Genomic DNA, 22,719 nt, shown 5'->3' on the forward strand with positions numbered 1-22,719 from the left:
CGGTCCCTTGGGAGCCCACGGAACCGATTCCCGATCTCGACCGGGTTTTCGCGTTTCCACGGTTCGGTGAGCATCCGGTATCCTTGCAATCCGGTCCACACCGACCATCGCGGCGGGGTAGCTCAGTCAGGCAGAGCAAGCGGCTCATAATCGCTGTGTCGCCGGTTCAAGTCCGGCCCTCGCTACTACCCATGTCTCTCACCTCCGTCCCGGGGGTGAGCAGGCTGGGTCGAATCGCCGGCCGCCCTCCTGGGGCGGCCGAGGTCCGAGATCCATGTCCCTTACCCAGAAAGGCACTCCATCGTGGCTGCCACCGACGTCCGGCCGAAGATCACGCTGGCCTGCCAGGAGTGCAAGCACCGCAACTACATCACGCGGAAGAACCGGCGCAACGACCCGGACCGCCTCGAGATCAAGAAGTACTGCCCGAACTGCCGGTGCCACCGCCCCCACCGCGAGACCCGCTAGCCGACACTCGGCAGTAGCCGACACTCGGCAGTAGAGGTCCGCCGACCGAGGCCCGCCGGCCGAGGTTCCGGACGGCGACGTGCCGCCCGCCGTGCCCATGGCACGCGGCCGCGGCGCACCGTCCGCCCGCACCGGCCGCACCCACCGGTAAGACCGCTCATCGCAGCGGGGCCGCCCGAGCGGCTGCTTCTTCGCATGCTTGCCCTGACGTGATCCAGCCCGTCCCCGCCAGTGAGACCCGGCGAGGGCGGGCTGAACGTCATTCTGTTAACGTCCGAGCGAAACGGAACAGGCGCGTTCAGGCGGGCGCCCGGGCAGGCGCCCAGGCAGGGCGGCCCCGCTCGACCTGGAGGGACGGATTGCATGGCACTCAACCGTGATTTCATCGGGCGGAGCTTTCCGCCCAGCGACCCCTACGAGGTCAGCCGGGTGAAGATCCGCGAGTTCGCGGACGCGATCGGCGACCGCAACCCGATCTACCGCGACCAGGAGGCGGCCAAGGCGGCCGGGTACCCCGACGTCATCGCCCCGCCCACCTTCCCGATCGTCGTCTCCCTCGGCAACGCGGGCCTCGCCGACCCCGACCTCGGGCTGAACTACGCGATGGTCGTGCACGGCGAGCAGCGCTTCGAGTACTCCCGCCCGCTGCACGCCGGCGACGTCGTCACCTGCACCGCGACGATCACTGAGATCAAGTCGATCGGGAACAACGAGAAGATGGTCATCGAGACCGACGTCAAGACGACCGAGGGCGAGCTGATCTGCAAGTCCTACAACACGATCGTGGAGCGGGGGGCCTGATGACCGCCAAGGTGAACTACGCGGATGTCGAAGTCGGCACCGAGATCCCCGTGCGGACGTACGGGATCGACCGCGCGAACCTCGTCATGTACGCGGGCGCGTCCGGCGACTTCAACCCGATCCACTGGCGCGAGTCCGTCGCGAAGGCCGTCGGCCTGCCGGACGTGATCGCGCACGGCATGTTCACGATGGCGCAGGGCGGCCGGTTCGTGACCGACTGGGTCGGCGACCCGGGTGCCGTGGTGGACTACGGGGTACGGTTCTCCTCTCCGGTCGTCGTCCCCGACGAGGGCGGCGCGACCCTGGAGATCAGCGGCAAGGTGGAGGAGAAGCTCGACGACAACAAGGTCGTCGTGGCGCTCACCGCCAGGTCGGCGGACCAGAAGGTCCTCACGCGCGCCAAGGCGGTCGTCAAGCTCGCCTGACCGTCGCGGGGCGCCCGCCGGGGGGCGCCCCCGCCCGCGCCCCCCCCGGGGGGCCCCGCCCCGCCCCCCCCCGCCGCGGTCGTCGCCACCACGGGGATCCGGGCACGTACGGGAGGGAAGACGACGTGGCGGTGTTCGCCGAAGACGTGAACCTGGCGGGGTACACCACGCTGCGCCTGGGCGGTCCGGCCCGGCGGTTCGTCGAGGCGACGAGCGAGGCGGAGCTGGTCGCCGCGATCCGCAAGGCCGACGACGAGGGCGAGCCCGTCCTCGTGCTCGGCGGCGGCAGCAACCTCGTCGTCTCCGACGACGGCTTCCCCGGCACCGTCGTGCACGTCGGCACCCGCGGCACCGAGCGCACCGCCGCCGAGGGCGGCCGGATCCACGTCCGCGTCCAGGCCGGCGAGGACTGGGACCCGTTCGTCGCCCGCTGCGTGTCCGACGGCCTCGCCGGCGTCGAGTGCCTGTCCGGCATCCCCGGACGCGTCGGCGCGACCCCGATCCAGAACGTCGGCGCCTACGGGCAGGACGTCGGCGAGACGATCGTCGCGGTGCGCGCCTACGACCGGGAGGCCGGCGCCGTCGTCACGCTCGACCGCGACGCCTGCCGCTTCACCTACCGGCACAGCGTCTTCAAGGGCGGTGACCGGTACGTCGTCCTGGACGTGACGTACGCGCTGCACGAGGCCGAGGAGTCGCAGCCGATCGCCTACGCCGAGCTGGCGCGCAGGCTGGGCGTCCGGCCGGGCGACCGGGTGGCGCTCAAGGAGGCCCGCGACGCCGTCCTCGAACTGCGGCGCGGCAAGGGCATGGTCCTGGACGAGGCCGACCCCGACACCCGCAGCGCCGGATCGTTCTTCACCAACCCGATCCTCGCCCCCGGCGGGCTCGCCGAGCTGGAGCGCCGCGTCGCCGAGCGCCTCGGCCCGGACGCGACGTTCCCGCGCTACCCGGACGGCGCCGACCGCGTCAAGACGTCCGCCGCGTGGCTCATCGACCGCGCCGGGTTCACCAAGGGCCACGCCCTCGGCCCCGCCCGCATCTCCACCAAGCACACCCTGGCCCTGACCAACCCGGGCGGCGCCCGTACCGCCGACCTGCTGGCGCTGGCCCGCGAGGTCCGCGCCGGCGTCCGCGACGCGTTCGGCGTCGAACTGGTCAACGAGCCCGTCCTCGTCGGCGTCGCCCTCTGACCCGGTCGGCCCGTCCGGCGCGGCCCGCTGAGCTGGTGTGACCCGCCCCACACGGCCCCGGCGGCCGGGGTTGGTAGGGTTGACGCGTCGAGGGGGAGTAGTCCCAATCGCGTGATCGACATACTGGCGCCGCAGGCGGCGCCCGGTCACGCGGGCCCGGTTTCACGACCGCGGCGGACGAGACCTTCGGCCCGGTAGTCATGCCGGGCCGAGGTCGTGCGCGCACAGCCCCCGCCCTTCGCCCGGCATCCGAGCGACAGGGATCAGATGTACGCCTTCCTCATCAGCCTCGCCGTGATCTTCGTTGCCGAGCTGGGCGACAAGAGCCAGCTCATGGCCATGACGTTCGCCACCCGGTTCCGCGCGTCCCAGGTGCTGATCGGCATCACGGCCGCGACCGCGCTCGTCCACCTGGCGAGCGTCGCCCTCGGCGCGGCCCTCGGCGCGGCGCTCCCCACCGGCCCGATCTCGATCCTGGCGGGCGTCGCCTTCCTCGGCTTCGCGCTCTGGACGCTGCGCGGCGACGAACTGGACGACGACGAACGCGACAAGGCCCGGCGCGCCAAGGGCTCGGCGATCCTCGCGGTCGGCGCCGCGTTCTTCCTGGCCGAACTGGGCGACAAGACGATGCTCGCCACCGTCACCCTCGCCGCCGACCACGGCGGGCTCCTCGCCCTGGCCGGCGTCTGGCTCGGCTCGACGATCGGCATGGTCGCCGCCGACGCGCTCGCCATCGTCGCCGGGCAGATGCTCGGCCGGAAGCTCCCCGAGCACGTCATCAAGTACGCCGCCGCCGCCGGGTTCGCCGTGTTCGGCGTCATCCTGCTGGTCGAGGGCATCACCGCGTGACGGAACGGGAACCATAGGGACGGAGCCCTCGACGCCGCGGGGCTCGCCGCGGCAGGGCCCGGACGGGAGTACGACCGTGGCCCTACCCGCCCCCCTTCCCCCGCCCCGGCGGGCGCTCGGCACCCGGCCGCAGCTGAGCGACGAGGCCGCCGCCCGCATCCGCGAGCTGATCATGGACGGCCGGGTCCGGCCCGGCGACTACCTGCGGCTGGAACGGCTGGCCCTGGAGTTCGGCATCAGCGTCACGCCCGTCAGGGAGGCGCTGAAGTCGCTGCGCAGCGAGGGGTTCGTCGTACTGGAGCCGAGGCGCGGGTTCGTCGTCGCGCCGCTGTCGAAACGCGACGTCCAGGACCTGTTCTGGGTGCAGGCGGGCATCGCCGCCGAACTGACCGCCCGCGCCGCCCGGCGCGCCGGGCCCGCGACCGTCCGGGAGCTGGACGGCCTCCAGCGCGCCCTGGAGCGGGCCGTGGACGCCCGCCGCCCCGACCTGACCGAGGAGTACGACCACCTCTTCCACCGGGAGATCAACCTGGCCGCCGACTCCCCGAAGCTCGCCTGGTCGCTCGCGACGACGGCCCGGTACGTCCCGCGCGGCCTGTACGGGAGGCTCGCCGGCTGGCCCGCCCTCGCCGCCGCCGACCACGCGCTGATCCTGGCCGCGCTGCGCGGCGGGGACGCGCGGGCGGCCGGCGCCGAGATGCGCGGCCACATTGTGCGGGTCGGCGAGCTGCTGACCGCGCACCTCGAACGCCGCGGCATGTGGCGCCCGGCCGGGGGCCCGTGAGCGCGGCGGCTAACTTGGACGGCATGAGCCCGAGGATGAGCGCCGCGGAACGCCGCGAGCTCGCGGTCCGGGCCGCGATGGCCGAGTTCGCCCACGGCGGCTACGACGGCACGTCCACCTGGATGATCGCCCGGCGGGTCGGCGTCTCCCAGCCCTACATGTTCCGGCTCTTCCCGTCCAAGCGCGCGCTGTTCCTCGCCGCCGCCGACCGCTGCTTCGACGACGTCGAGGACGTCCTGCGCGCCGCCGCCGGCGGCAGGCGCGGCGGCGACGCGCTGGCCGCGATGGCGGAGGCGTGGGCCCGGCTGCCGCGGGAGCGGCCCGTGCTCCCGCGCCTCCAGCTCAAGATCTACGCGATCGCGATCAGGGACGAGGACGTCCGCGGGCTCGGCCGCGCCCGCTGGGCCCGGCTGTGGCGCGTCATCGGCGACCTCTCCGGGGAGCCGGCCGAGGAGGTGGCGCGGTTCCTGTCGGACGCGCTGCTCGCCAACGTCCAGGCCGTGTTCGGCGCCCCGGCCGGCCCCGGCCTTCCCCGCGCGACCGAGGTCTGGGCGGAGAACCTCCGCGACGCGCCGGACGGTTAGCCCCGCGCCGGCCCGGGCTCAGCCCGCGAGCCAGGCGTCGACCCCGGCGAGCAGGCGTTTGCGTAGGTCGTCCGGTGCCGTCGACGCCCTGATCGACTGCCGGGCCAGCTCCGCCAGCTCGGCGTCGGAGAACGCGTGCTCGGTGCGGGCCAGCTCGTACTGGCGGGCCAGCCGCGACCCGAACAGCAGCGGGTCGTCCGCGCCCAGCGCGATCGACGCGCCCGCCTCGAACAGCCGCCGCACCGGGACGTCCGACGCCGTCGCCGCGACCCCGAGCCCCACGTTCGACGCCGGGCACACCTCCAGCGTCACGCCCCGGTCGATGATCGCCGCGAGGAGCCGCGGGTCCTCCACGGCGCGGACGCCGTGCCCGATCCGGTCGGCGTCCAGCGTGTCCAGGCACTCCCGGACGCTCGCCGGGCCGAGCAGCTCGCCGCCGTGCGGGTCCGACAGGAGCCCGCCGCGCTTGGCGATCCGGAACGCGCCCTCGAAGTCGTAGGCGCGGCCCCGCCGCTCGTCGTTGGACAGCCCGAACCCGACCACGCCCCGGCCCGCGTACCGGACGGCGAGGCGCGCGAGCGTCTTCGCGTCCAGCGGGTGCCGCGTCCGGTTCGCGGCGATCACCACGCCGATGCCGACGCCGGACGCCTGCGACGCCTCCCGCGCCGCGTCCAGCACCAGCTCCACGGTCGGGGTCAGGCCGCCGAACTTCGCCGCGTAGCCGCTCGGGTCGACCTGGATCTCCAGCCAGCCCGACCCCTCGGCCGCCTCGTCCTCCGCGGTCTCGCGCAGCAGGCGGCGCAGGTCGTCCGGCGTCTGCAGCACCGAGCGCGCGATGTCGTACAGGCGCTGGAACCGGAACCAGCCGCGCTCGTCGGTCGCGTGCAGCTTGGGCGGCCAGTCGTCGACGAGGGCGTCCGGCAGGTGGACGCCCCGCAGGGCGGCGAGCTCCACCAGCGTGGAATGCCGCATCGACCCGGTGAAGTGCAGATGCAGATGCGCCTTCGGCAGCAGGGCCACGTCCGGACGGGCGGCGCCGCGCGCGGCGGCGGGCTCCCGGTCGTCCGGCAGGGGACGGTCCTGGGCCGGACGCGCTGAAACGGTACGTGCCTCCATGAGCCAATGTTGCCGGATCACGGGCCCGATCGAATCCCGTACACGCAGGATCACCACAGCGGACTACCTCGCATGACACGCGGCGGCCATCCCGCCCATGGGCATCCCGGAAAAAACTTCGGAACGGCGTGCAACCCCGTCCGGGCACCGTGCGTATACGAGGGGCGCCAGAGAGAAACGGGCAACCCCCCGCGAGAAAGACCCGGGCAGAGAGGGATACACCATGATCACGCTGAAGGCCGCCTTGATCGCCGCGTCCGCCATCGGGACCGTCGCCGTCGGCGGCTCCGCGACGTGGGCGATGACCGGCACCCACCACGAGGCGGGCCTCCAGTCGAACGGCGCGAAGGCCCCGGCCGCCGAGCGCAAGGTGCAGGACGCCGCGCCGAAGACGCTCCCGACGTGCCTCCCGGCGAAGCCCGGCCTGCCCGGCGCCAAGGCGCCCGGCGCCAAGCTCCCCGACGTCAAGGTCCCCGACGCCGGTGCGAAGAAGCAGGTCGAGAAGCAGCTGGAGCAGAACCCCGTCACCCGGAACCTGCCCGAGACGGGCGTCCCCGCCGAGGGCCTGCCGAAGGCGGAACTGCCCAAGACCGGGGTCCCGGGCGTCAAGGCCCCGGACGCCGGGGCCGGGCTCCCGGCCGACCTGCCGACCTGCGCGCCGTCCGCCAAGGACCTGCCGGCCGGCGCCCCGGCCGACAAGCCGTCCGCGCGCGTCCCCGCCGAGCCGGGCGTGCCCGCCCTGCCGAAGCTCGACTGCAGCACGCTGCGGCCGGCCGTGCAGGTCGGCGGCGCGGCCGAGAAGGCCGTCATGCTGCCGAAGGGCCTGCGGTTCGCGTCGGCCGTCCCGGGCGCCGCCGAGCTGCGCAAGCAGAAGATCTGCGCCGTCACCCAGAAGTGGACCGGCACGGCCGGCCGGTGGCTCACCGTCGAAACCCTGAAGACGCCCGCCGGGATGACGCAGAATCAGCTCCGGCAGGCGCTGCGGCTGCCCCAGGGCGGCACCCCGGTCACCGTGGCGGGCGTCGCCGGCTGGCAGAGCCCGAACGGCGGCGGCGTGCTGCTGTTCGACCCGAACGGCTCCTCGCTCTTCGTCAACGGCAGCCCGGTCCTCGCCGGCGGGCTGCAGGACGTGACCGCCGCGCTGCGCCAGGCGCGGTAGGCGACGGACGCGGGCGGACGGCCTCGGCGCGGGGGCCGTCCGCCCCGGCGAGAACACACCGGAACCGCATCGGCCGGGACGGAGCACAGTGGGGCGTCGAGACGACGAGTCGTTCGTGGAGTTCGTGGCGGCACGCGGCGATGCCCTGCTGCGCACCGCCGCGCTGATGTGCGGGGCCCGGCAGGACGCCGAGGACATCCTGCAGACCGCGCTGGAGAAGGCCTACCGCCACTGGGGGCGGCTGGAGGAGGACAGCGATCCGGAACCGTACGTCCGCCGGATCCTGGTCAACCTCGTCATCAGCCGCGCCCGCCGCTGGAAGGTGCTCCGGGAGATCCACATGGAGCGCCTCCCGGAGACGCCGGCGGCGTCACCGAACCACGCCGTCGAGCTGAGGGGGACGCTCATGGACGAGCTGCGCAAGCTCGGCCCGCGCCAGCGCGCGGTGCTGGTGCTGCGCTTCTGGGAGGACCTGTCGGAGGCGGAGACGGCGCAGGCGCTCGGCTGTTCGGTCGGAACGGTCAAGAGCCAGGCGTCCCGGGGGCTGGCCAGGCTCCGGGAGCGCCTCGACACGAACCTGGCGCCACTGGGGAGATGAGCGATGGACCTGGAGAGTGAACTGCGGAACGCCATGGCCGAGCAGGTGGCCGGGACGTCCGCGTCGCCGTCGCTCGTCGCGGACGTCAAGCGGCGGCACCGGCGCCGCGCGGCCCGGATCCGCACCGCCGCGGGCGTGGCCGCCGCCTCCGTCGCCGCGCTCGCCCTCGTGCCCGCCTACCAGACGTTCCGGGTCGCACCGGCCGGGAACTCCGAGACCACCCGTCCCACCGGAACGGTCTCGGCGTCCCGGCCGCCGGAGCGGTCTCCCGCCCCGGGCCTCCCCGCGTCCCCGCCGTCCGAGGGGAAGCCCGGGGCGGGAGCCTCACCGAAGCCGGAGGCGCACCCGTCGCCCGGCGGCGGCACCGCACCGGACCGGCCCGGCGCGGGCGGCGCGATCGGCGGGCTGCCGGGCTGGATCACCTACATTCCGGACGGCCTGGCCGCCGCCGGCCCGTGCGCCGTGACCGGCGACGCCGCCCGCAGGACGACGACCTGCGCGTGGCGCGGGGAGACCGGCTGGGTGGAGATCGCCCTGGTCAAGAGCGGCAGGCTCACCGGCCCGAAGGACCTCGTGGGCACGCCGGGCATCCCCGGCCGCACGTCCGTGCGGGGGATGCCGGCGCTGACCGGCGACCGTCCCGACTCGGCGCGCCAGATCTCGTGGCTGGCGCGGCCCGGGGTCGGCGTCACCGTGACCGCGCGGGGACCGGCCAAGGGCCAGCTCATGCGCATCGCGGAAGGGGTGCGCCCCTAGGACGACGCCTTGGCGGACGCGCGCGGCGGAACGCGTCCGGCCGGGCGATCCGGGACGGGGCCGGGCATGCCCCGTCCACATGAGAAACCGGCCCCGGGGCGGTGCGCCCCGGGGCCGGTTCATGCGCGTCCGCTGGACGCGGCGGTTCAGCCCGCCTCGGAGAGCAGCTTCGCCACCCGCGAGACGCCCTCGACGAGGTCGTCGTCGCCCAGCGCGTACGAGAGGCGGAAGTAGCCGGGCGTGCCGAACGCCTCGCCGGGCACCAGCGCGACCTCCGCCTCCTCCAGGATCAGCGACGCCAGCTCCACCGACGTCTCCGGCCGCTTGCCGCGCAGTTCCCTGCCGAGCAGCGCCTTCACCGACGGGTAGGCGTAGAAGGCGCCCTCCGGCTCGGGGCAGACGATGCCGGGGATGTCGTTCAGCATCCGCACCATCGTCTTGCGGCGCCGGTCGAACGCCGACCGCATCTCCGCCACGGCCGACAGGTCGCCGGTCACGGCGGCGAGCGCGGCGGCCTGCGACACGTTCGCCACGTTGGACGTCGCGTGCGACTGGAGGTTCTGCGCGGCCTTCACCACGTCCGCCGGGCCGATCAGCCAGCCCACCCGCCAGCCCGTCATCGCGTACGTCTTCGCCACGCCGTTCAGGACGAGCGTCCGGTCGGCCAGTTCCGGCACGACGACGGGCATCGAGTGGAACTCGGCGTCGCCGTACACGAGGTGCTCGTAGATCTCGTCGGTGACGACCCAGAGGCCGTGCTCGTCGGCCCAGCGTCCGATGGCCTCGATCTCGTCCCGCGTGTACACGGCGCCGGTCGGGTTGGACGGCGACACGAACAGCAGCACCTTCGTCCGGCCGGTGCGGGCCGCCTCCAACTGCTCGACGGTCACCTTGTAGCCGGTCGTCTCGTCGGCGACGACGTCCACCGGCACGCCGCCCGCCAGCTTGATCGACTCGGGGTAGGTCGTCCAGTACGGGGTCGGGACGATCACCTCGTCGCCCGGGTCGAGCAGCGCCGCGAACGCCTCGTACACCGCCTGCTTGCCGCCGTTGGTCACGAGGACCTGGTTGGCCTCCACCGGATAGCCGGAGTCGCGCGCGGTCTTCTCGGCGACGGCGGCGCGCAGCTCGGGCAGCCCGCCCGCCGGCGTGTACTTGTGGAAGCGCGGGACCCGGCAGGCGGTCACCGCGGCCTCGACGATGTAGTCCGGGGTGGGGAAGTCGGGCTCGCCCGCGCCGAAGCCGATGACCGGGCGGCCCGCCGCCTTCAGCGCCTTGGCCTTGGCGTCGACGGCCAGCGTGGCGGACTCGGATATCGCGGCGATGCGCTTGGAGATGCGAGGACGGTCAGTGCTCATCCCCCCATCGTTACAGATCGGCTCCTGTGACCCGGGCCATATATCCGGGCCGGTCAGATCGGCCGCGCCGGCGGCCCGCGGACGATCCGCGGGTATCGGTTCGACGCGGGGGCCTCATCCACGTAGACTCACCCTCCAAGTGACGCGTCGCCGGTATACGAGCCTGTCCGCACGCGGGCAGCGCAAGAGGCCGTAAGCTGGGACCCGGCACCATCCCGGCCCCATGGCCGGGTGTTCTCCCTCACCGGAGAATGAAGGGCAGTGGCTCAATTGGTAGAGCACCGGTCTCCAAAACCGGCGGTTGGGGGTTCGAGTCCCTCCTGCCCTGCGAGGTGCGGTGCGCGCCCCCGTGCCGATCGCGTCACGGGACAGCGCGGCAACCACATGGTGGTTGGATCACGACCTATGAGGTGAACGGCGGCAAATGGCGACTGAGACGCGTGACGAGCGCGACGAGCCCGAGGCCAAGGACGACGGCAAGGGCAAGGGCAGGAAGAAGTCCCCGTCCAAGCGGACGTCTCCCGTCCTGTTCGTGCGCCAGGTCCTCGCCGAGCTGCGCAAGGTCATCTGGCCCACCCGGCGGGAGCTGGTCACCTACACGACCGCGGCACTGGTGTTCGTGCTGGTCATGGTCGCCATCGTCTCCGGCTTCGACTACGGGCTGCAGAAGGGCGTCTACGCCATCTTCGGCTGACGCCGCGGCGGTTCGGCCGCGCGTCCGAGCAGACCGCGGTACGTTCCGGATCGCCTTCCGCCGTACCTTCGCAAGTCCATCACCGCAGACCGAGAGAAAGAGTCACTGTGTCCGAGTCCTCACAGCCCTACGACGAGGCCGTTGAAGAGGCCCAGTCCGCTGCGGCTGCTGCGGCCGACCAGGCGGCCGAGCCCGCCGACGAGGCGGCCGAGGCGGTCGTCTCCGCCGGCGACGCCGAGCCCGCGGACACGAAGCTCGAGGGCGAGGGCCCCGCGCCGGACGCCGCCGAAGGCGCCGCCGACCTGGCCGAGGCCGTCGAAGGCGCGGACGCCGAGGGCGCGGATGTCGAGGACGCCGAGGCCGAGGGTGACGAGGCCGAAGGTGACGAGGACGCCGAGGAGGCCGCGCCCGAGCCGCCGGCCGACCCGTACGCCGACTTCAAGATGCAGCTTCGCCTCCAGCCGGGCGACTGGTACGTCGTGCACTCCTACGCGGGCTACGAGAACCGGGTCAAGACCAACATCGAGACCCGGACGCAGACCCTCAACATGGAGGACTTCATCTTCCAGATCGAGGTCCCGCAGCACGAGGTCACCGAGATCAAGCAGGGCAAGCGGCAGAAGGTCAACGAGAAGGTCCTGCCGGGCTACATCCTCGTCCGGATGGAGCTGACCGACGAGTCGTGGGCCGCCGTCCGCAACACGCCGGGCGTCACCGGTTTCGTCGGCCTGCTGAACAAGCCGTCCCCGCTGAGCCTGGACGAGGTCGCCAACCTGCTGGCCCCCGAGCCCGAAGAGGGCGTCGCGAAGACCGCCAAGGAGCAGGCGAAGACCCCGGCCGCCGTCGACTTCGAGGTCGGCGAGTCCGTCACCGTCATGGACGGCCCGTTCGCCACCCTCCCCGCCACCGTCAACGAGATCAACGCCGAGCAGCAGAAGCTCAAGGTGCTCGTCTCGATCTTCGGCCGGGAGACCCCGGTCGAGCTCAGCTTCAACCAGGTCTCCAAGATCTGACCTCAGGCCGTGTCCGGGCCGTTCCCGCCGACGCGGGGGCGGCCCGAGCGCTTTCCCGTCCGGGCGGGGCCGCCCAGGCTGGACCGACCGCCCTCCGCGAGGCCGTATCCTGGACGGGTTGCCCCCGCCCAGGCGGGCGGCCGCCGACCGAATGTCCCGTCCGCGAGGCGATCGGACGCGGAGGTCGGCGATTGATCTTCCGGTTCCCGCGCAGGCGGAGAGGCCGGATCCAAGAGGTTCCTACACGGTGGATGCGTCCCAGCCGTCGTGTTGCCCGGACGACCGGGAGTCGGAGCCATCGATAAATGGGACAAAGGGGTTCGCATGCCTCCGAAGAAGAAGAAGATCGCCGCGCTCGTCAAGGTCCAGCTGCAGGCCGGCCAGGCGACGCCGGCGCCGCCGGTCGGTACCGCGCTCGGTCCGCACGGCGTCAACATCATGGACTTCTGCAAGCAGTACAACGCTGCCACGGAGTCCCAGCGCGGCAACGTCATCCCCGTAGAGATCACCATCTACGAGGACCGCTCGTTCAGCTTCGTCACCAAGACCCCGCCGGCCGCGCAGCTCATCCTGAAGGCCGCGGGCGTGGAGAAGGGCAGTGGCGAGCCGCACAAGACCAAGGTCGGCTCGGTGACCCGCGACCAGGTCCGCGAGATCGCCACGACCAAGATGCCCGACCTCAACGCCCGCGACCTGGACGCCGCCGAGAAGATCGTCGCCGGCACCGCGCGTTCGATGGGCATCGACGTCAAGTAGTCCCCACCTGTGGAAGGGCCGGCGCTGGCCCGCACCACGAGTTCCATTGGAGGAACGACCATGAAGCGCAGCAAGGGCTACCGCGCAGCCGCGGAGAAGATCGACCGGGACCGGCTGTACAGCCCGGCCGAGGCCGTGCAGCTGGCCAAGGACACCGCGGTCACCAAGTTCGACGCGACCGTCGAGGTCGCGCTGCGGCTGGGCGTCGACCCGCGCAAGGCCGACCAGATGGTGCGCGGCACCGTCAACCTGCCGCACGGCACCGGTAAGACCGCCCGCGTGCTGGTCTTCGCCGTCGGCGCCAAGGCGCAGGAGGCGGAGTCCGCGGGCGCCGACATCGTCGGCTCGGACGACCTCATCGAGCGGATCCAGGGCGGCTTCCTGGACTTCGACTCGGTGGTCGCCACGCCGGACCAGATGGGCAAGGTCGGACGGCTCGGCCGGGTGCTCGGCCCGCGCGGCCTGATGCCGAACCCGAAGACCGGCACCGTCACCATGGACGTGGCGAAGGCCGTGACCGAGATCAAGGGCGGCAAGATCGAGTTCCGGGTCGACCGGCACGCGAACCTGCACTTCATCATCGGCAAGGCGTCCTTCGACGAGCGTCAGCTGGTGGAGAACTACGCGGCGGCGATCGACGAGATCCAGCGGCTCAAGCCGTCCGCGGCGAAGGGCCGGTACGTGAAGAAGGCGTCGCTGGCGACGTCGATGGGCCCGAGCATCCCGGTGGACCCGAACGCGATCCGCAACCTGGGGGCGGAGTTCGAGAACGCCTGATCGCATCACCTTCGGAAGGGCGTCCCCGCTGCGGCGGGGGCGCCCTTCCGCTTCTGCGGAGGCGGTGCCCACCCAGTGGTATCGGCCGTCCCGGGCCGGCGCGGGATCGGTAGATTCGTCGCCGATATGCCCAGGGAATTCATGGACGGTTCGCCGCGACGGCTCTACGACGTCCTCGATGCGGCGGCGGTGGACGCTCCCGACGCTCCGGCGCTGTCGGTGGACGCCACCACGTGGACGTTCCGGGAACTGCGCGCGCGGGCGGACGCGCTGAGCGCGCACCTTTCCGCGCGCTGCACGCCCGGAGCGCGGGTGGCGCTGCTGGCGCACAACCGCCTGGAGTACATCGCCGCCTACTACGGGGTCCCGCGTGACGGCCGGATCCTCGTGCCGCTCAACCAGCGGCTGCATCCCCGGGAGTGGGCCGACCAGATCGCCCGCAGCGGCGCCGAACTCGTCATCGGTGAGCCCGGCCTGCTCGACCGGCTGGCCGCGGAGGGGGATATGCCCGCGGTGCATCCGCCGCTGACCGGCATCGACGACCTGCCGTGGGACGAGCCCGCGCCCGCGACTCCGTCCGGCGCCGACCCGGACGAGGTCGCGTGGTTGATGTTCACCAGCGGCACCACCGGCCGGCCGAAGGGGGTGCGTCTGACGCACCGGAGCCTGCTCGCGGCCATCGAGGTGACGGCGTCGGGGCGTCCCGTGCGGCCGGGAGACGTGTTCTGCACGCCGTTCCCGCTGTGCCATGTGGCGGGGTACCAGGTCGTTCTGCACCACCTGTTCCGGCGGCATGCCGTCGTGCTGCGCCGGTTCACGCCGTCCGCGCTGGTGGAGGCGACGCGGCGGCACGGCGTCACGAACCTGTCGCTGGCCCCGACGATGCTGGAGGACCTGCTCGCGCACGCCGCGGACGACCCGGAGACGCTGGACGTCCTGCGCGCCGCCGTCCGCGTGATCGCCTACGGGTCGGCGCCGATGCCGGTGCCGCTGCTGCGCCGCGCCGATGACGTGCTCGGATGCGACTTCAACCAGGGGTTCGGGATGACCGAGCTGTCCGGCAACGCGACGTTCCTGTCGCCCGGCGACCACCGCGCCGCGATCTCGGCGCGGCCGGAGTTGGCGGGCTCGGCGGGACGTCCCGCGCCCGGCGTCGAGATCGCCGTGCTCGGCGAGGACGGGACGCGCCTTCCGCCCGGCGCGCTGGGCGAGATCGCCGTGCGGGGGCCGCAGGTCACACCCGGCTACTGGGACGATCCGGACGCGACCGCCGAGGCGTTCGCCGGGGGCTGGTTCCGCACCGGCGACGCGGGCCGCGTCGACGGGGACGGCTACCTCTACCTCGTCGACCGCCTCAAGGACGTGATCATCACCGGCGGCGAGAACGTCTCCTCGCTCGAGGTCGAGGACGTCCTCCGCACGGTCCCGGGCGTCGCCGAGGTCGCGGTGGTCGGGCTGCCGGACCCGCGCTGGGGCCAGACGGTCTGCGCGGTGGTCGTGCCCGGCGAGCCGCCGCCGGACGAGGACGAGCTGATCGCCGCCTGCCGGGCCCGCCTCGCGGGCTTCAAGACGCCGCGCCGCATCGAGTACGCCGCGGCGCTGCCGCGCACCGGCACCGGCAAGATCCGCAAGTCGGCGCTCCGCGACCGCCTCACCGGTTCCCCTGAATCGTGACGCTTCTACCACCGAACGCGACGGATACCTAGATCGCAGTCCGGAACCGGACATTTCGTTCCTCGATTGTTTTGTTACCTAAGAGGAACTTGGTGTTGAATTGTCCTCGTGAAGCGTCGAACGGACCGGGCCATCGCCATCTCCGCCGTGACCGCCGTGGCCGTCGTGCCCACGGCGATCCTGATGGTCGTCAAGATCGGCGACGGCTCCGCCAAGGACGCCGGCTCGATGCCGCCGGCCGCGGCCATGGCCCAGCAGGATCGGACCAACCCGAACGGCGCGGCGCCCGGCCAGGTCACGCCGGGCGCGTCCACCGCGCCGTCCCCGGGCAGCGGCAAGACCCCCGCCCCGGGCGCTCCCGGCAACGGCGGTGCGCACGGCCTGCCCACGGCCCCGCCCCAGCCGGGCCCCAGCCTGCACTCCTTCACCCGCAAGACGGACATGAAGGTGTCGATCGGGGCGAACGGCGACTACCGGCACGCCGCCGAGACGGCCACCTTCACCCTGTGGCCGAAGTTCGGGATGAGCGCCACCGGCGTCACGAAGACGATGCTGAACGGCGAGCTGAGCAAGGTCACCCAGAAGGTCGTCGTGAGCGGGAGCACGCTCAAGGGCTTCGACGGCGAGAAGTGGACGACGTCCACGCTCACCGCGGCGCAGCTCGGCAAGCTGCAGAACGACTCCGACCCCCGGCAGTTCACCTTCATGATCGGGACGCTGCCCGGGATGACCGCGAGCGAGCCGGACGCGTCCGGCGCGACGCAGTTCACGGCGCAGGCGCTGATGGGCGCCGTGTACGCGCTGCTGCCGCAGGACGCGGCGAGCCGGTTCCGCACCTGGATCCCGGACTCCACCGGCTGCGGGCTCGACATGCTGGCCGACACCAAGGCCCGTCCGACGTCGATCCGGCTGAACGCGCAGGCGCCCAGCGCCGCGTTCAACGGGTCGATGACCTTCGGTTCCTACCGCTGACGCGACGTCCGCACCGCGTCCACGCGCCGTCCACGAGCCGTCCACAGGGTCTCCACAACTCGCGGCCGGGGCTACGCCGCTGGTCGTACCGACCGCGTTCCCGTTCGTACCACCGGGGGATGCCCCGATGTCGGTCTCCCGCGACACTGGGAACACCAGAAGGGCGACAAGGGAGGCTCAACCCTCATGAACCGACGACTCGTGGTGGCGGCCGGCGGCACCGCCGTGGGTGCCGCGCTCGTCCTGTCCGGATGCAACGGGGACGGGTCGGCGAACACGGAGAACATGAAGCTCAGCGCCGGTCAGGCGCTGGCGAAGACGTCCGAGAAGACGGGGCAGGCCGACACGTTCAAGGCCGACCTCACCGTGACCGGCACCGGGGACGGCGCCGGCAAGATCCACGCCAACGGGCAGTTCCGGCTGCGCCCGGAGCTGACCTTCAGCGCGAAGCTGGACGAGTTCCAGCGGAACGGGCAGAGCGTGCCGGGCGCCAAGGGCCAGGCCATCTTCACCGGAGACGTGCTGTACGCGAAGGTCCCGCAGCTCGCCCAGTTCGTCAGCGGCGGCAAGCCGTGGGTGAAGATCGACGTCGGCCAGGTGTCGCAGCGGACCGGGTTCGACGTCCAGGGCCTGGTCGACCAGGTGCAGAAGGTGGACCCGGCCGAGCAGACGAAGATGTTCACCGGTTCCAAGGACGCCCGCCGGGTCGGCTCCGAGACGGTCGACGGCGTGAAGACGACGCACTACGCGGGCACCGTCACCGTCCAGGACGCGCTGAACCGCCTCGACGCGCAGGCGCGCGCGAAGGTGAGCAAGTGGCTGCCGAAGGACCGCGCCAACGGCAAGATCAACTTCGATCTGTGGACGGACGGCGACAACCTGCCGCGCAAGATCGTGTCGAAGGCCGACGGATCCCGCGGGGAGACCGGTTCGGTGACCGTCCTCTACAGCGACTACGGTAAGTCGTTCACCGTGAACCCGCCGCCGTCCGACCAGGTGGGTCAGCTCTCGATGGGGTCGCTCCTGGGTGGCAACTGAGGCCCCGGATCACCTCGCTCCGGGTGAACCGAACCTGGTTCTCCTGCGTCTGACCTACTGTTCGGCCCGTGCGTCCGGGCGACCAGAAGAACTAGGAGAACCCCCACGATGATCCGTCGTTTCGTCGCCGGTACGGCGCTGGCGACCGGCCTCGCCCTCTCGCTGACCGGTTGTCTCGGGGACGCCGGCAACAAGGTGGACGAGGCCGGGAAGAACATCAAGCTGTCGGCCGCGCAGGTGCTCGGCAAGGCCGCCGAGAAGACCGGCGACACCAGCTCCTTCAAGGCCGACATGTCGATGCAGATGGCCGGCACGTCCGAGGGCGACCTCACGATGAACGGCTCCATGCAGTACCGGACGAAGCCCGACCTCGCCTACAGCATGAACTTCACCGAGATGAAGATGGCGGGCAAGTCCATGGGCGGCATGGAGCAGCGCCTCGTCGGCCAGGCCATGTACATGAAGATGCCGATGCTGTCGGAGCTCGGCGGCGGGGCGGCCAAGCCCTGGATCAAGATCTCGCTGGACGAGCTGGGCAAGAAGTCCGGCATGAACATCGAGCAGATGCTCCAGCAGTCCCGCCAGCTGGACCCGGTGCAGAACACCAAGATGCTGACGGCCTCCAAGGATGTGCGCGAGGTCGGCAAGGAGACGGTGAACGGCGTCGAGACGACGCACTACACCGGCACCTACCGGATGGACGACGCGATCGCGAAGCTCTCCCCCGAGATGCAGGAGGCCTACCGCAAGAACGCCACCTCGTCCGGGATGGAGAACATGAACTTCGACCTCTGGGTCGACGGCCAGCAGCTGCCGCAGCAGCTCAAGATGAAGTCGAACCAGACGTCCGAGGGCACCCTGTCCATGACGATGAACTACCGGGACTACGGCAAGCCGGTGGACATCACCGAGCCGCCGGCGAGCGAGGTCACCGACTTCGCCGCGGTGCTGAAGCAGCTCGGCGGCCTCGGCGGAGCCTGACCCGCTGAACGCCTGACCCGCTGGACCGGTGAAGGGACCGCGACCCGTTTCGGGGCGCGGTCCCTTCGCCGTCCCGGCGGAGCGCCCGTCCCGCCGATTTGGTGGGACGGACGATGAGCGCGTACTCTGTCCGATGCCGAAGACCGCCGGTCGTCACCTCCGTGAGGTGACCGAAGGACCCGACCCTGTCGGGCGGCCTGCGTAGGTGAGACGAGAGCTTCCGCATGGCCTCCGTGCCTTGCCTGGACGCCCCGTGCGCCTGCGCCGGGGCGTTTTTTGGTGGATCGGCGTCCCCGTCCCCGCGCGGGAACGGGCGCGGATCGGACCACCCAGGTAATCGGAAGGAGGGCTATGGCCAAGGCCCACAAGGACGCGGCGATCGCCGAGCTCAAGAGCGAGTTCGAGAGCTCCAGCGGCGCCGTGCTGACCGAGTACCGCGGGCTCAGCGTCGCGCAGGTCAAGGAGCTGCGCGACAACCTCGGCGAGAACGCGCGGTTCCGCGTGGTGAAGAACACGCTGACCAAGCGCGCCGCGAACGAGGCCGGTGTCGACGAGCAGTTCCGCGAGCTGCTCGAAGGCCCCTCGGCCATCACGTTCGTGCGCGGCGACGTGGTCGAGGCCGCCAAGGGCCTGCGCGACTTCGCCAAGGCGAACCCGATGCTGGTGATCAAGGGCGGCTTCATCGACGGTCAGTCGATGGACGCCGCCGAGGTCACCAAGCTCGCGGACCTCGAGTCGCGCGAGGTTCTCCTCGCCAAGCTGGCCGGTGCGATGAAGGGCTCGATGGCGAACGCCGCCGCGCTGTTCAACGCCCTGCCGACGCAGGCGGCCCAGCTCGCCGAGGCGCTGCGCGCCAAGCGCGAGGCCGCCGGGGAGACCGCCGAGGCGCCTGCCGAGGCGCCCGAGGCATCCGCCGCCGAGTAGGCACACCCGCGGTTCCGTACCACCCGAGATACAAGCCATAGCGGAGGAGACATCATGGCGAAGCTCAGCACCGACGAGCTGCTCGACACCTTCAAGGAGATGACCCTTCTCGAGCTCTCCGACTTCGTGAAGAAGTTCGAGGAGGAGTTCGACGTCAAGGCCGCCGCGCCGGTCGCGGCCGTGGCCGCCGCCCCGGGCGCCCCGGCGGCCGGTGGCGAAGAGGCCGCCGTCCAGGACGAGTTCGACGTCATCCTCGAGGGTGCCGGCGACAAGAAGATCCAGGTCATCAAGGAGGTTCGCACGCTGACGAGCCTCGGCCTCAAGGAGGCCAAGGACCTGGTCGACGGCGCGCCGAAGCCGCTCCTGGAGAAGGTCAACAAGGAGACGGCCGACAAGGCCAAGGAGGCCCTGGAGAAGGCCGGCGCTTCGGTCACCGTCAAGTAGGACGCTCCAGAACTCCAGAGCTCCGGAGCCCGCGCGGCTCCGACCCGCTCTCCAGAGGAGGCGGTCACCCCTTGCGGGGGTGGCCGCCTCCTTGTTGTTCCGGGGTGCGCGGCGGGCGTCCGTTTCCTGTACCGGAGTGATAAACGGCCGCGGAAAAGCGTGTGCCGCGACGGGTTGTGTGGCGCTCGGCGGGCGGCGTAGCGTCCCGTCCTGACGCTGTGGTCACACCAGGCCGTGTCCGTCCCGTACGTCCGTCCGGTGGACCGCCGGCGACCGGTCGGGGCACCGGGCTTGAGGCTCCGGTTCTTGGACCACTAGTCTCATAGACGCCGTAAGTAACGATTGTCTTACGACGTCGCATTTGGCCGCTGATCTGGATCGGAACCCCTTCCATTTGGACGGCGGGCCGCTACGGTAGTGGAACCCGGCGCGGCTACCGGACGGTAGCAACACGGCGGACACGCCGTGTGACGACAGCAAGAGCCTGAGTGCTACTCGCTCATTGGTTCGGGATTCCCCCCGGCCTGGACGAAAGGTGACGAGTGGGCGTCGAGATCAGAGTCGAGGGCCTGACCAAATCCTTCGGCCGCCAGGTGATCTGGCAGGACGTGTCGTTGACCATTCCCGCAGGTGAGATCTCCGTTCTTCTGGGCCCGTCCGGTACCGGCAAGTCGGTCTTCCTGAAGTCCCTCGTCGGGCTGCTCAAGCCCGACCGCGGCCACATCTGGATCGGCGACCGGGACCTCCCCCACCTGCCCGAGTCGCAGTTGTACGAGACCCGGAAGCTGTTCGGCGTCCTCTTCCAGGACGGCGCGCTGTTCGGCTCGATGAGCCTGTTCGACAACATCGCATTCCCGCTGCGCGAGCACACCAAGAAGTCCGAGTCCGAGGTCAAGCGCATCGTCCTCGAGAAGATGGAAATGGTGGGTCTGCTCGGCGCGGAGCACAAGCTTCCCGGCGAGATCTCGGGCGGTATGAGAAAGCGCGCCGGCCTCGCCCGCGCGCTCGTACTGGACCCCGAGATCCTCCTGGTGGACGAGCCCGACTCCGGCCTCGACCCGGTCCGCACCGCGTTCCTGAACCAGGTCTTCATCGACCTGAACGCGCAGATCGGCGCGACGTTCCTCATCGTCACCCACGACATCAACACGGCCCGCACCGTCCCGGACAACATCGGCCTGCTGTACCAGCGCAACCTCGCCATGTTCGGCCCGCGGGAGATGCTGCTGTCCAGCGAGGAGCCGGTCGTCCGGCAGTTCCTCAACGCCAGCAAGGTCGGCCCCATCGGCATGTCCGAGGAGAAGGACGCCTCCGAGCTGGAGGCCGAGGCGAGGATGGGCCTCGACTCGGGCAAGCTGCCGCCCATCCCGCCGCAGCAGATGGCGAGCAACGGGATGCTGCGCGCCGGCATGCACGCGCCCGGCGCGTGGTGCGCCGCGCACGGCGTCACCCCGCCGCCCGGCTCGTTCATCGACGACCTCGGCCGCAACTGGGTTGAGGAGTGGCCGCGGTACGTGGCGTCCGTGTCGCCCGTCGGGGCCCCCGCCCCGGGCGGTCCCGGCGGCCCGCCGCCCGGTCCGCCTCCCGGCGGCCAGTTCCCGGGCAACCCGCCGCCCGGCCGGCACGCCGGCGGTGCAGGGTACTGATGTCCGCTCCTCAAGAAACCGGCATCGGCGCGGGCCGGCGAGAGGGGAAGGGCGGCGGCTCCGCCGCGACGTTCCGGAAGATCGGGGACGGCGCGGCGAACGTCGCCGTCCGGGAGCCCGGACGCTTCTTCGCCCTATGCCTGGACGTCGCCCGTGCGACGTTCCAGTGGCCGTTCCAGTGGCGCGAGTTCATCCAGCAGGCGTGGTTCATCGTCAGCGTCACCGTCATCCCCACCATGCTGGTCGCCATCCCGTTCGGCGGCGTCCTGTCGCTGCAGGTCGGCGGGCTGATCCGGCAGCTCGGCGCGCAGTCCTACACCGGGGCGACCGCGGTGGTCGCGATCGTCCGGGAGGCCAGTCCGCTGGTGACCTCGCTGCTGGTCGCGGGCGCCGCCGGGTCGGCGATGTGCGCCGACATCGGCTCCCGGAAGATCCGCGAGGAGATCGACGCCATGGAGGTGCTGGGCATCAACCCCCTGCACCGCCTGGTGGTGCCGCGGATGTTCGCCTGCGCGTTCGTCGCGCTGTTCCTGAACGGCCTGGTGTCGGTGGTCGGCCTGCTCGGCGGCTACTTCTTCAACGTCATGCTGCAGGGCGGGACGCCCGGCGCCTACCTGGCGTCGTTCAACGCGATCGCGCAGCTGCCCGACCTGCTGCAGGCCGAGTTCAAGGCGTTCGTCTTCGGCATCACGGCCGGCCTGGTCGCCGCCTACAAGGGGTTGAACGCCAAGGGCGGGCCCAAGGGCGTCGGTGACGCGGTGAACCAGACCGTGGTCATCACCTTCATGCTGCTGTTCCTGGAGAACTTCTTGATCTCCACGCTGTACTTCCAGTTCGTCCCGTCGAAGGGGATGTGATGGCCGTCCCTGGGAAGACGGGACAGGCGGCCCGCCGGGCGGTGAACGCGCCCCTGCAGCGGCTGGACGACTTCGGCCACCAGCTGTCGTTCTACGCCCGCGCGTTCGCCTGGGTGTTCCGGGTGCTGCGCCGCTACCGCACCGAGGTGCTGCGGCTGCTCGCCGAGGTGAGCCTCGGCACCGGCGGCCTCGCGGTGATCGGCGGCTCGGTGGTGATCGTCGGCTTCATGACGTTCTTCACCGGCAGCCAGGTCGGCCTGCAGGGCTACGAGTCGCTGAACCAGATCGGCACGGCCGCGTTCACCGGGTTCGTCGCGTCCTACTTCAACACGCGCGAGATCGCGCCGCTGGTGTCGGCGCTGGCGCTGTCGGCGACGGTCGGCTGCGGTTTCACCGCGCAGCTCGGCGCGATGCGGATCTCCGACGAGATCGACGCGCTGGAGGTCATGGCCGTCCCGTCGATGCCGTTCCTCGTCACGACCCGGATGCTGGCCGGGATGATCGCGGTCGTCCCGCTGTACATCGTGGGCCTGCTCGCCTCCTACGGCGCGACGCGGGTGATCGTGACGATGTTCTACGGGCAGTCGACCGGCACCTACGACCACTATTTCCATCTGTTCCTACCGCCGAACGACATCTTGTGGTCCTTCGGCAAAGTGATCATTTTCGCGGTGCTGGTGATGCTGATCCACTGCTATTACGGCTACCACGCGTCCGGCGGCCCGGCGGGCGTCGGCATCGCGGTGGGCCGCGCGGTGCGCACCAGCATCGTCGTCATCAACGTGGCGGACCTGCTGCTCGGCATGGCGATCTGGGGCACCACGACCGGCGTACGGATTGCGGGGTAGCGCG

At 71.4% G+C, this 22,719-nt stretch carries 25 protein-coding genes and 2 tRNA genes; 25 read left to right on the plus strand and 2 right to left on the minus strand.

Annotation, left to right across the window (positions count from 1 at the left end; all coding sequences use genetic code 11):
• The first annotated feature begins 111 nt into the window (after positions 1-111).
• From ACA511_RS05975 to ACA511_RS06010, 8 genes are all read left to right on the plus strand, one after another.
• Positions 112-185, plus strand: a tRNA-Met gene (locus tag ACA511_RS05975).
• Positions 186-303: 118 nt separating this feature from the next.
• Positions 304-468 carry a 50S ribosomal protein L33 gene (rpmG, locus tag ACA511_RS05980; protein WP_067629315.1) on the plus strand — a complete coding sequence of 55 codons (165 nt, stop codon included), beginning with the start codon at positions 304-306 and terminating at the stop codon, positions 466-468.
• A gap of 363 nt (positions 469-831) precedes the next feature.
• Complete coding sequence (locus ACA511_RS05985; RefSeq protein ID WP_375023036.1) at positions 832-1,269, plus strand: MaoC family dehydratase N-terminal domain-containing protein; 438 nt, start codon at positions 832-834, stop codon at positions 1,267-1,269.
• Positions 1,269-1,694 carry a MaoC/PaaZ C-terminal domain-containing protein gene (locus tag ACA511_RS05990; RefSeq protein WP_375023037.1) on the plus strand — a complete coding sequence of 142 codons (426 nt, stop codon included), beginning with the start codon at positions 1,269-1,271 and terminating at the stop codon, positions 1,692-1,694. Before ACA511_RS05985 ends, ACA511_RS05990 begins: the two co-directional genes overlap by 1 nt.
• 125 nt (positions 1,695-1,819) lie before the next feature.
• Positions 1,820-2,887 (plus strand): UDP-N-acetylmuramate dehydrogenase, encoded by a 1,068-nt coding sequence (locus tag ACA511_RS05995; protein WP_375023039.1) that lies wholly within the window; start codon positions 1,820-1,822, stop codon positions 2,885-2,887.
• 267 nt (positions 2,888-3,154) lie between these two features.
• Positions 3,155-3,736, plus strand: coding sequence for a TMEM165/GDT1 family protein (locus tag ACA511_RS06000; protein ID WP_375023040.1), 582 nt, complete (start codon positions 3,155-3,157; stop codon positions 3,734-3,736).
• 76 nt (positions 3,737-3,812) lie between these two features.
• Positions 3,813-4,520 (plus strand): GntR family transcriptional regulator, encoded by a 708-nt coding sequence (locus ACA511_RS06005; RefSeq protein ID WP_375023041.1) that lies wholly within the window; start codon positions 3,813-3,815, stop codon positions 4,518-4,520.
• Between the two features lie 23 nt (positions 4,521-4,543).
• A complete protein-coding gene (locus ACA511_RS06010; protein WP_375023042.1) occupies positions 4,544-5,104 on the plus strand; it encodes a TetR/AcrR family transcriptional regulator in 561 nt (186 codons plus the stop codon).
• Positions 5,105-5,122: 18 nt separating this feature from the next.
• Here ACA511_RS06010 and ACA511_RS06015 read toward each other — a convergent pair whose 3' ends face one another.
• Positions 5,123-6,076, minus strand: a complete 954-nt coding sequence (locus tag ACA511_RS06015) for an adenosine deaminase (RefSeq protein WP_375024688.1) — start codon at positions 6,074-6,076, stop codon at positions 5,123-5,125.
• A gap of 367 nt (positions 6,077-6,443) precedes the next feature.
• On the opposite strand from ACA511_RS06015, the gene ACA511_RS06020 reads away from it, so the two are divergent.
• The 3 genes from ACA511_RS06020 (at position 6,444) to ACA511_RS06030 (ending at position 8,733) form a co-directional block, all read left to right on the plus strand.
• Positions 6,444-7,379: a hypothetical protein gene (locus tag ACA511_RS06020; protein ID WP_375023043.1), complete on the plus strand. Its 936-nt coding sequence runs from the start codon at positions 6,444-6,446 to the stop codon at positions 7,377-7,379.
• 88 nt (positions 7,380-7,467) lie between these two features.
• Complete coding sequence (locus ACA511_RS06025; protein ID WP_375023044.1) at positions 7,468-7,977, plus strand: SigE family RNA polymerase sigma factor; 510 nt, start codon at positions 7,468-7,470, stop codon at positions 7,975-7,977.
• Between the two features lie 3 nt (positions 7,978-7,980).
• Positions 7,981-8,733 (plus strand): hypothetical protein, encoded by a 753-nt coding sequence (locus ACA511_RS06030; RefSeq protein ID WP_375023045.1) that lies wholly within the window; start codon positions 7,981-7,983, stop codon positions 8,731-8,733.
• Positions 8,734-8,879: 146 nt separating this feature from the next.
• Here ACA511_RS06030 and ACA511_RS06035 read toward each other — a convergent pair whose 3' ends face one another.
• Positions 8,880-10,091, minus strand: coding sequence for a pyridoxal phosphate-dependent aminotransferase (locus ACA511_RS06035; RefSeq protein WP_375023046.1), 1,212 nt, complete (start codon positions 10,089-10,091; stop codon positions 8,880-8,882).
• 255 nt (positions 10,092-10,346) lie between these two features.
• Here ACA511_RS06035 and ACA511_RS06040 point away from each other — a divergent pair.
• The 14 genes from ACA511_RS06040 to ACA511_RS06105 all read left to right on the plus strand — a co-directional run bounded on the left by ACA511_RS06040 (position 10,347) and on the right by ACA511_RS06105 (position 22,715).
• A tRNA-Trp gene (locus tag ACA511_RS06040) sits at positions 10,347-10,419 on the plus strand.
• A gap of 96 nt (positions 10,420-10,515) precedes the next feature.
• Positions 10,516-10,785, plus strand: coding sequence for a preprotein translocase subunit SecE (gene secE / locus ACA511_RS06045; protein WP_375023047.1), 270 nt, complete (start codon positions 10,516-10,518; stop codon positions 10,783-10,785).
• Between the two features lie 107 nt (positions 10,786-10,892).
• The gene (gene nusG, locus ACA511_RS06050; RefSeq protein ID WP_375023048.1) at positions 10,893-11,798 is read left to right on the plus strand and encodes a transcription termination/antitermination protein NusG; all 906 of its coding nucleotides are present in this window, start codon (positions 10,893-10,895) and stop codon (positions 11,796-11,798) included.
• A gap of 324 nt (positions 11,799-12,122) precedes the next feature.
• Positions 12,123-12,554: a 50S ribosomal protein L11 gene (gene rplK, locus ACA511_RS06055; protein ID WP_375023049.1), complete on the plus strand. Its 432-nt coding sequence runs from the start codon at positions 12,123-12,125 to the stop codon at positions 12,552-12,554.
• Between the two features lie 60 nt (positions 12,555-12,614).
• Positions 12,615-13,331, plus strand: coding sequence for a 50S ribosomal protein L1 (gene rplA, locus ACA511_RS06060; RefSeq protein ID WP_375023050.1), 717 nt, complete (start codon positions 12,615-12,617; stop codon positions 13,329-13,331).
• A 126-nt stretch (positions 13,332-13,457) separates the two neighbouring features.
• The gene (locus tag ACA511_RS06065) at positions 13,458-15,005 is read left to right on the plus strand and encodes a class I adenylate-forming enzyme family protein (RefSeq protein ID WP_375023051.1); all 1,548 of its coding nucleotides are present in this window, start codon (positions 13,458-13,460) and stop codon (positions 15,003-15,005) included.
• Positions 15,006-15,113: 108 nt separating this feature from the next.
• On the plus strand, positions 15,114-15,977 hold the full coding sequence (locus ACA511_RS06070) for a hypothetical protein (RefSeq protein ID WP_375023052.1): 864 nt from the start codon (positions 15,114-15,116) through the stop codon (positions 15,975-15,977).
• Between the two features lie 186 nt (positions 15,978-16,163).
• On the plus strand, positions 16,164-17,015 hold the full coding sequence (locus ACA511_RS06075) for a hypothetical protein (protein WP_375023053.1): 852 nt from the start codon (positions 16,164-16,166) through the stop codon (positions 17,013-17,015).
• A 108-nt stretch (positions 17,016-17,123) separates the two neighbouring features.
• Positions 17,124-17,996, plus strand: coding sequence for an LppX_LprAFG lipoprotein (locus ACA511_RS06080; protein ID WP_375023054.1), 873 nt, complete (start codon positions 17,124-17,126; stop codon positions 17,994-17,996).
• A 351-nt stretch (positions 17,997-18,347) separates the two neighbouring features.
• Complete coding sequence (gene rplJ / locus ACA511_RS06085; RefSeq protein ID WP_375023055.1) at positions 18,348-18,920, plus strand: 50S ribosomal protein L10; 573 nt, start codon at positions 18,348-18,350, stop codon at positions 18,918-18,920.
• Positions 18,921-18,974: 54 nt separating this feature from the next.
• Positions 18,975-19,364, plus strand: coding sequence for a 50S ribosomal protein L7/L12 (rplL, locus tag ACA511_RS06090; protein WP_375023056.1), 390 nt, complete (start codon positions 18,975-18,977; stop codon positions 19,362-19,364).
• A gap of 542 nt (positions 19,365-19,906) precedes the next feature.
• Positions 19,907-21,010: an ABC transporter ATP-binding protein gene (locus ACA511_RS06095; RefSeq protein WP_375023057.1), complete on the plus strand. Its 1,104-nt coding sequence runs from the start codon at positions 19,907-19,909 to the stop codon at positions 21,008-21,010.
• On the plus strand, positions 21,010-21,867 hold the full coding sequence (locus ACA511_RS06100; protein WP_375023058.1) for an MlaE family ABC transporter permease: 858 nt from the start codon (positions 21,010-21,012) through the stop codon (positions 21,865-21,867). The genes ACA511_RS06095 and ACA511_RS06100 overlap by 1 nt, the downstream gene beginning before the upstream one ends.
• Positions 21,867-22,715, plus strand: a complete 849-nt coding sequence (locus tag ACA511_RS06105) for an MlaE family ABC transporter permease (RefSeq protein WP_375023059.1) — start codon at positions 21,867-21,869, stop codon at positions 22,713-22,715. Before ACA511_RS06100 ends, ACA511_RS06105 begins: the two co-directional genes overlap by 1 nt.
• Positions 22,716-22,719: the final 4 nt, after the last annotated feature.

It is taken from the genome of Actinomadura sp. GTD37, from assembly GCF_041951365.1.
Taxonomy (GTDB): domain Bacteria; phylum Actinomycetota; class Actinomycetes; order Streptosporangiales; family Streptosporangiaceae; genus Spirillospora.

Coding starts and splice junctions, on each gene's coding strand:
- secE (WP_375023047.1), top strand. CDS start 10,516: ATGGCGACTGAGACGCGTGACGAGCGCGACGAGCCCGAGGCCAAGGAC.
- ACA511_RS06035 (WP_375023046.1), bottom strand. CDS start 10,091: ATGAGCACTGACCGTCCTCGCATCTCCAAGCGCATCGCCGCGATATCC.
- ACA511_RS06030 (WP_375023045.1), top strand. CDS start 7,981: ATGGACCTGGAGAGTGAACTGCGGAACGCCATGGCCGAGCAGGTGGCC.
- ACA511_RS06065 (WP_375023051.1), top strand. CDS start 13,458: ATGCCCAGGGAATTCATGGACGGTTCGCCGCGACGGCTCTACGACGTC.
- rplL (WP_375023056.1), top strand. CDS start 18,975: ATGGCGAAGCTCAGCACCGACGAGCTGCTCGACACCTTCAAGGAGATG.
- ACA511_RS06000 (WP_375023040.1), top strand. CDS start 3,155: ATGTACGCCTTCCTCATCAGCCTCGCCGTGATCTTCGTTGCCGAGCTG.
- ACA511_RS06100 (WP_375023058.1), top strand. CDS start 21,010: ATGTCCGCTCCTCAAGAAACCGGCATCGGCGCGGGCCGGCGAGAGGGG.
- rplA (WP_375023050.1), top strand. CDS start 12,615: ATGAAGCGCAGCAAGGGCTACCGCGCAGCCGCGGAGAAGATCGACCGG.
- ACA511_RS06020 (WP_375023043.1), top strand. CDS start 6,444: ATGATCACGCTGAAGGCCGCCTTGATCGCCGCGTCCGCCATCGGGACC.
- ACA511_RS05985 (WP_375023036.1), top strand. CDS start 832: ATGGCACTCAACCGTGATTTCATCGGGCGGAGCTTTCCGCCCAGCGAC.
- ACA511_RS05990 (WP_375023037.1), top strand. CDS start 1,269: ATGACCGCCAAGGTGAACTACGCGGATGTCGAAGTCGGCACCGAGATC.
- ACA511_RS06105 (WP_375023059.1), top strand. CDS start 21,867: ATGGCCGTCCCTGGGAAGACGGGACAGGCGGCCCGCCGGGCGGTGAAC.
- ACA511_RS06080 (WP_375023054.1), top strand. CDS start 17,124: ATGATCCGTCGTTTCGTCGCCGGTACGGCGCTGGCGACCGGCCTCGCC.
- ACA511_RS06015 (WP_375024688.1), bottom strand. CDS start 6,076: ATGCGGCATTCCACGCTGGTGGAGCTCGCCGCCCTGCGGGGCGTCCAC.
- ACA511_RS06010 (WP_375023042.1), top strand. CDS start 4,544: ATGAGCCCGAGGATGAGCGCCGCGGAACGCCGCGAGCTCGCGGTCCGG.
- ACA511_RS06075 (WP_375023053.1), top strand. CDS start 16,164: ATGAACCGACGACTCGTGGTGGCGGCCGGCGGCACCGCCGTGGGTGCC.
- rplK (WP_375023049.1), top strand. CDS start 12,123: ATGCCTCCGAAGAAGAAGAAGATCGCCGCGCTCGTCAAGGTCCAGCTG.
- rplJ (WP_375023055.1), top strand. CDS start 18,348: ATGGCCAAGGCCCACAAGGACGCGGCGATCGCCGAGCTCAAGAGCGAG.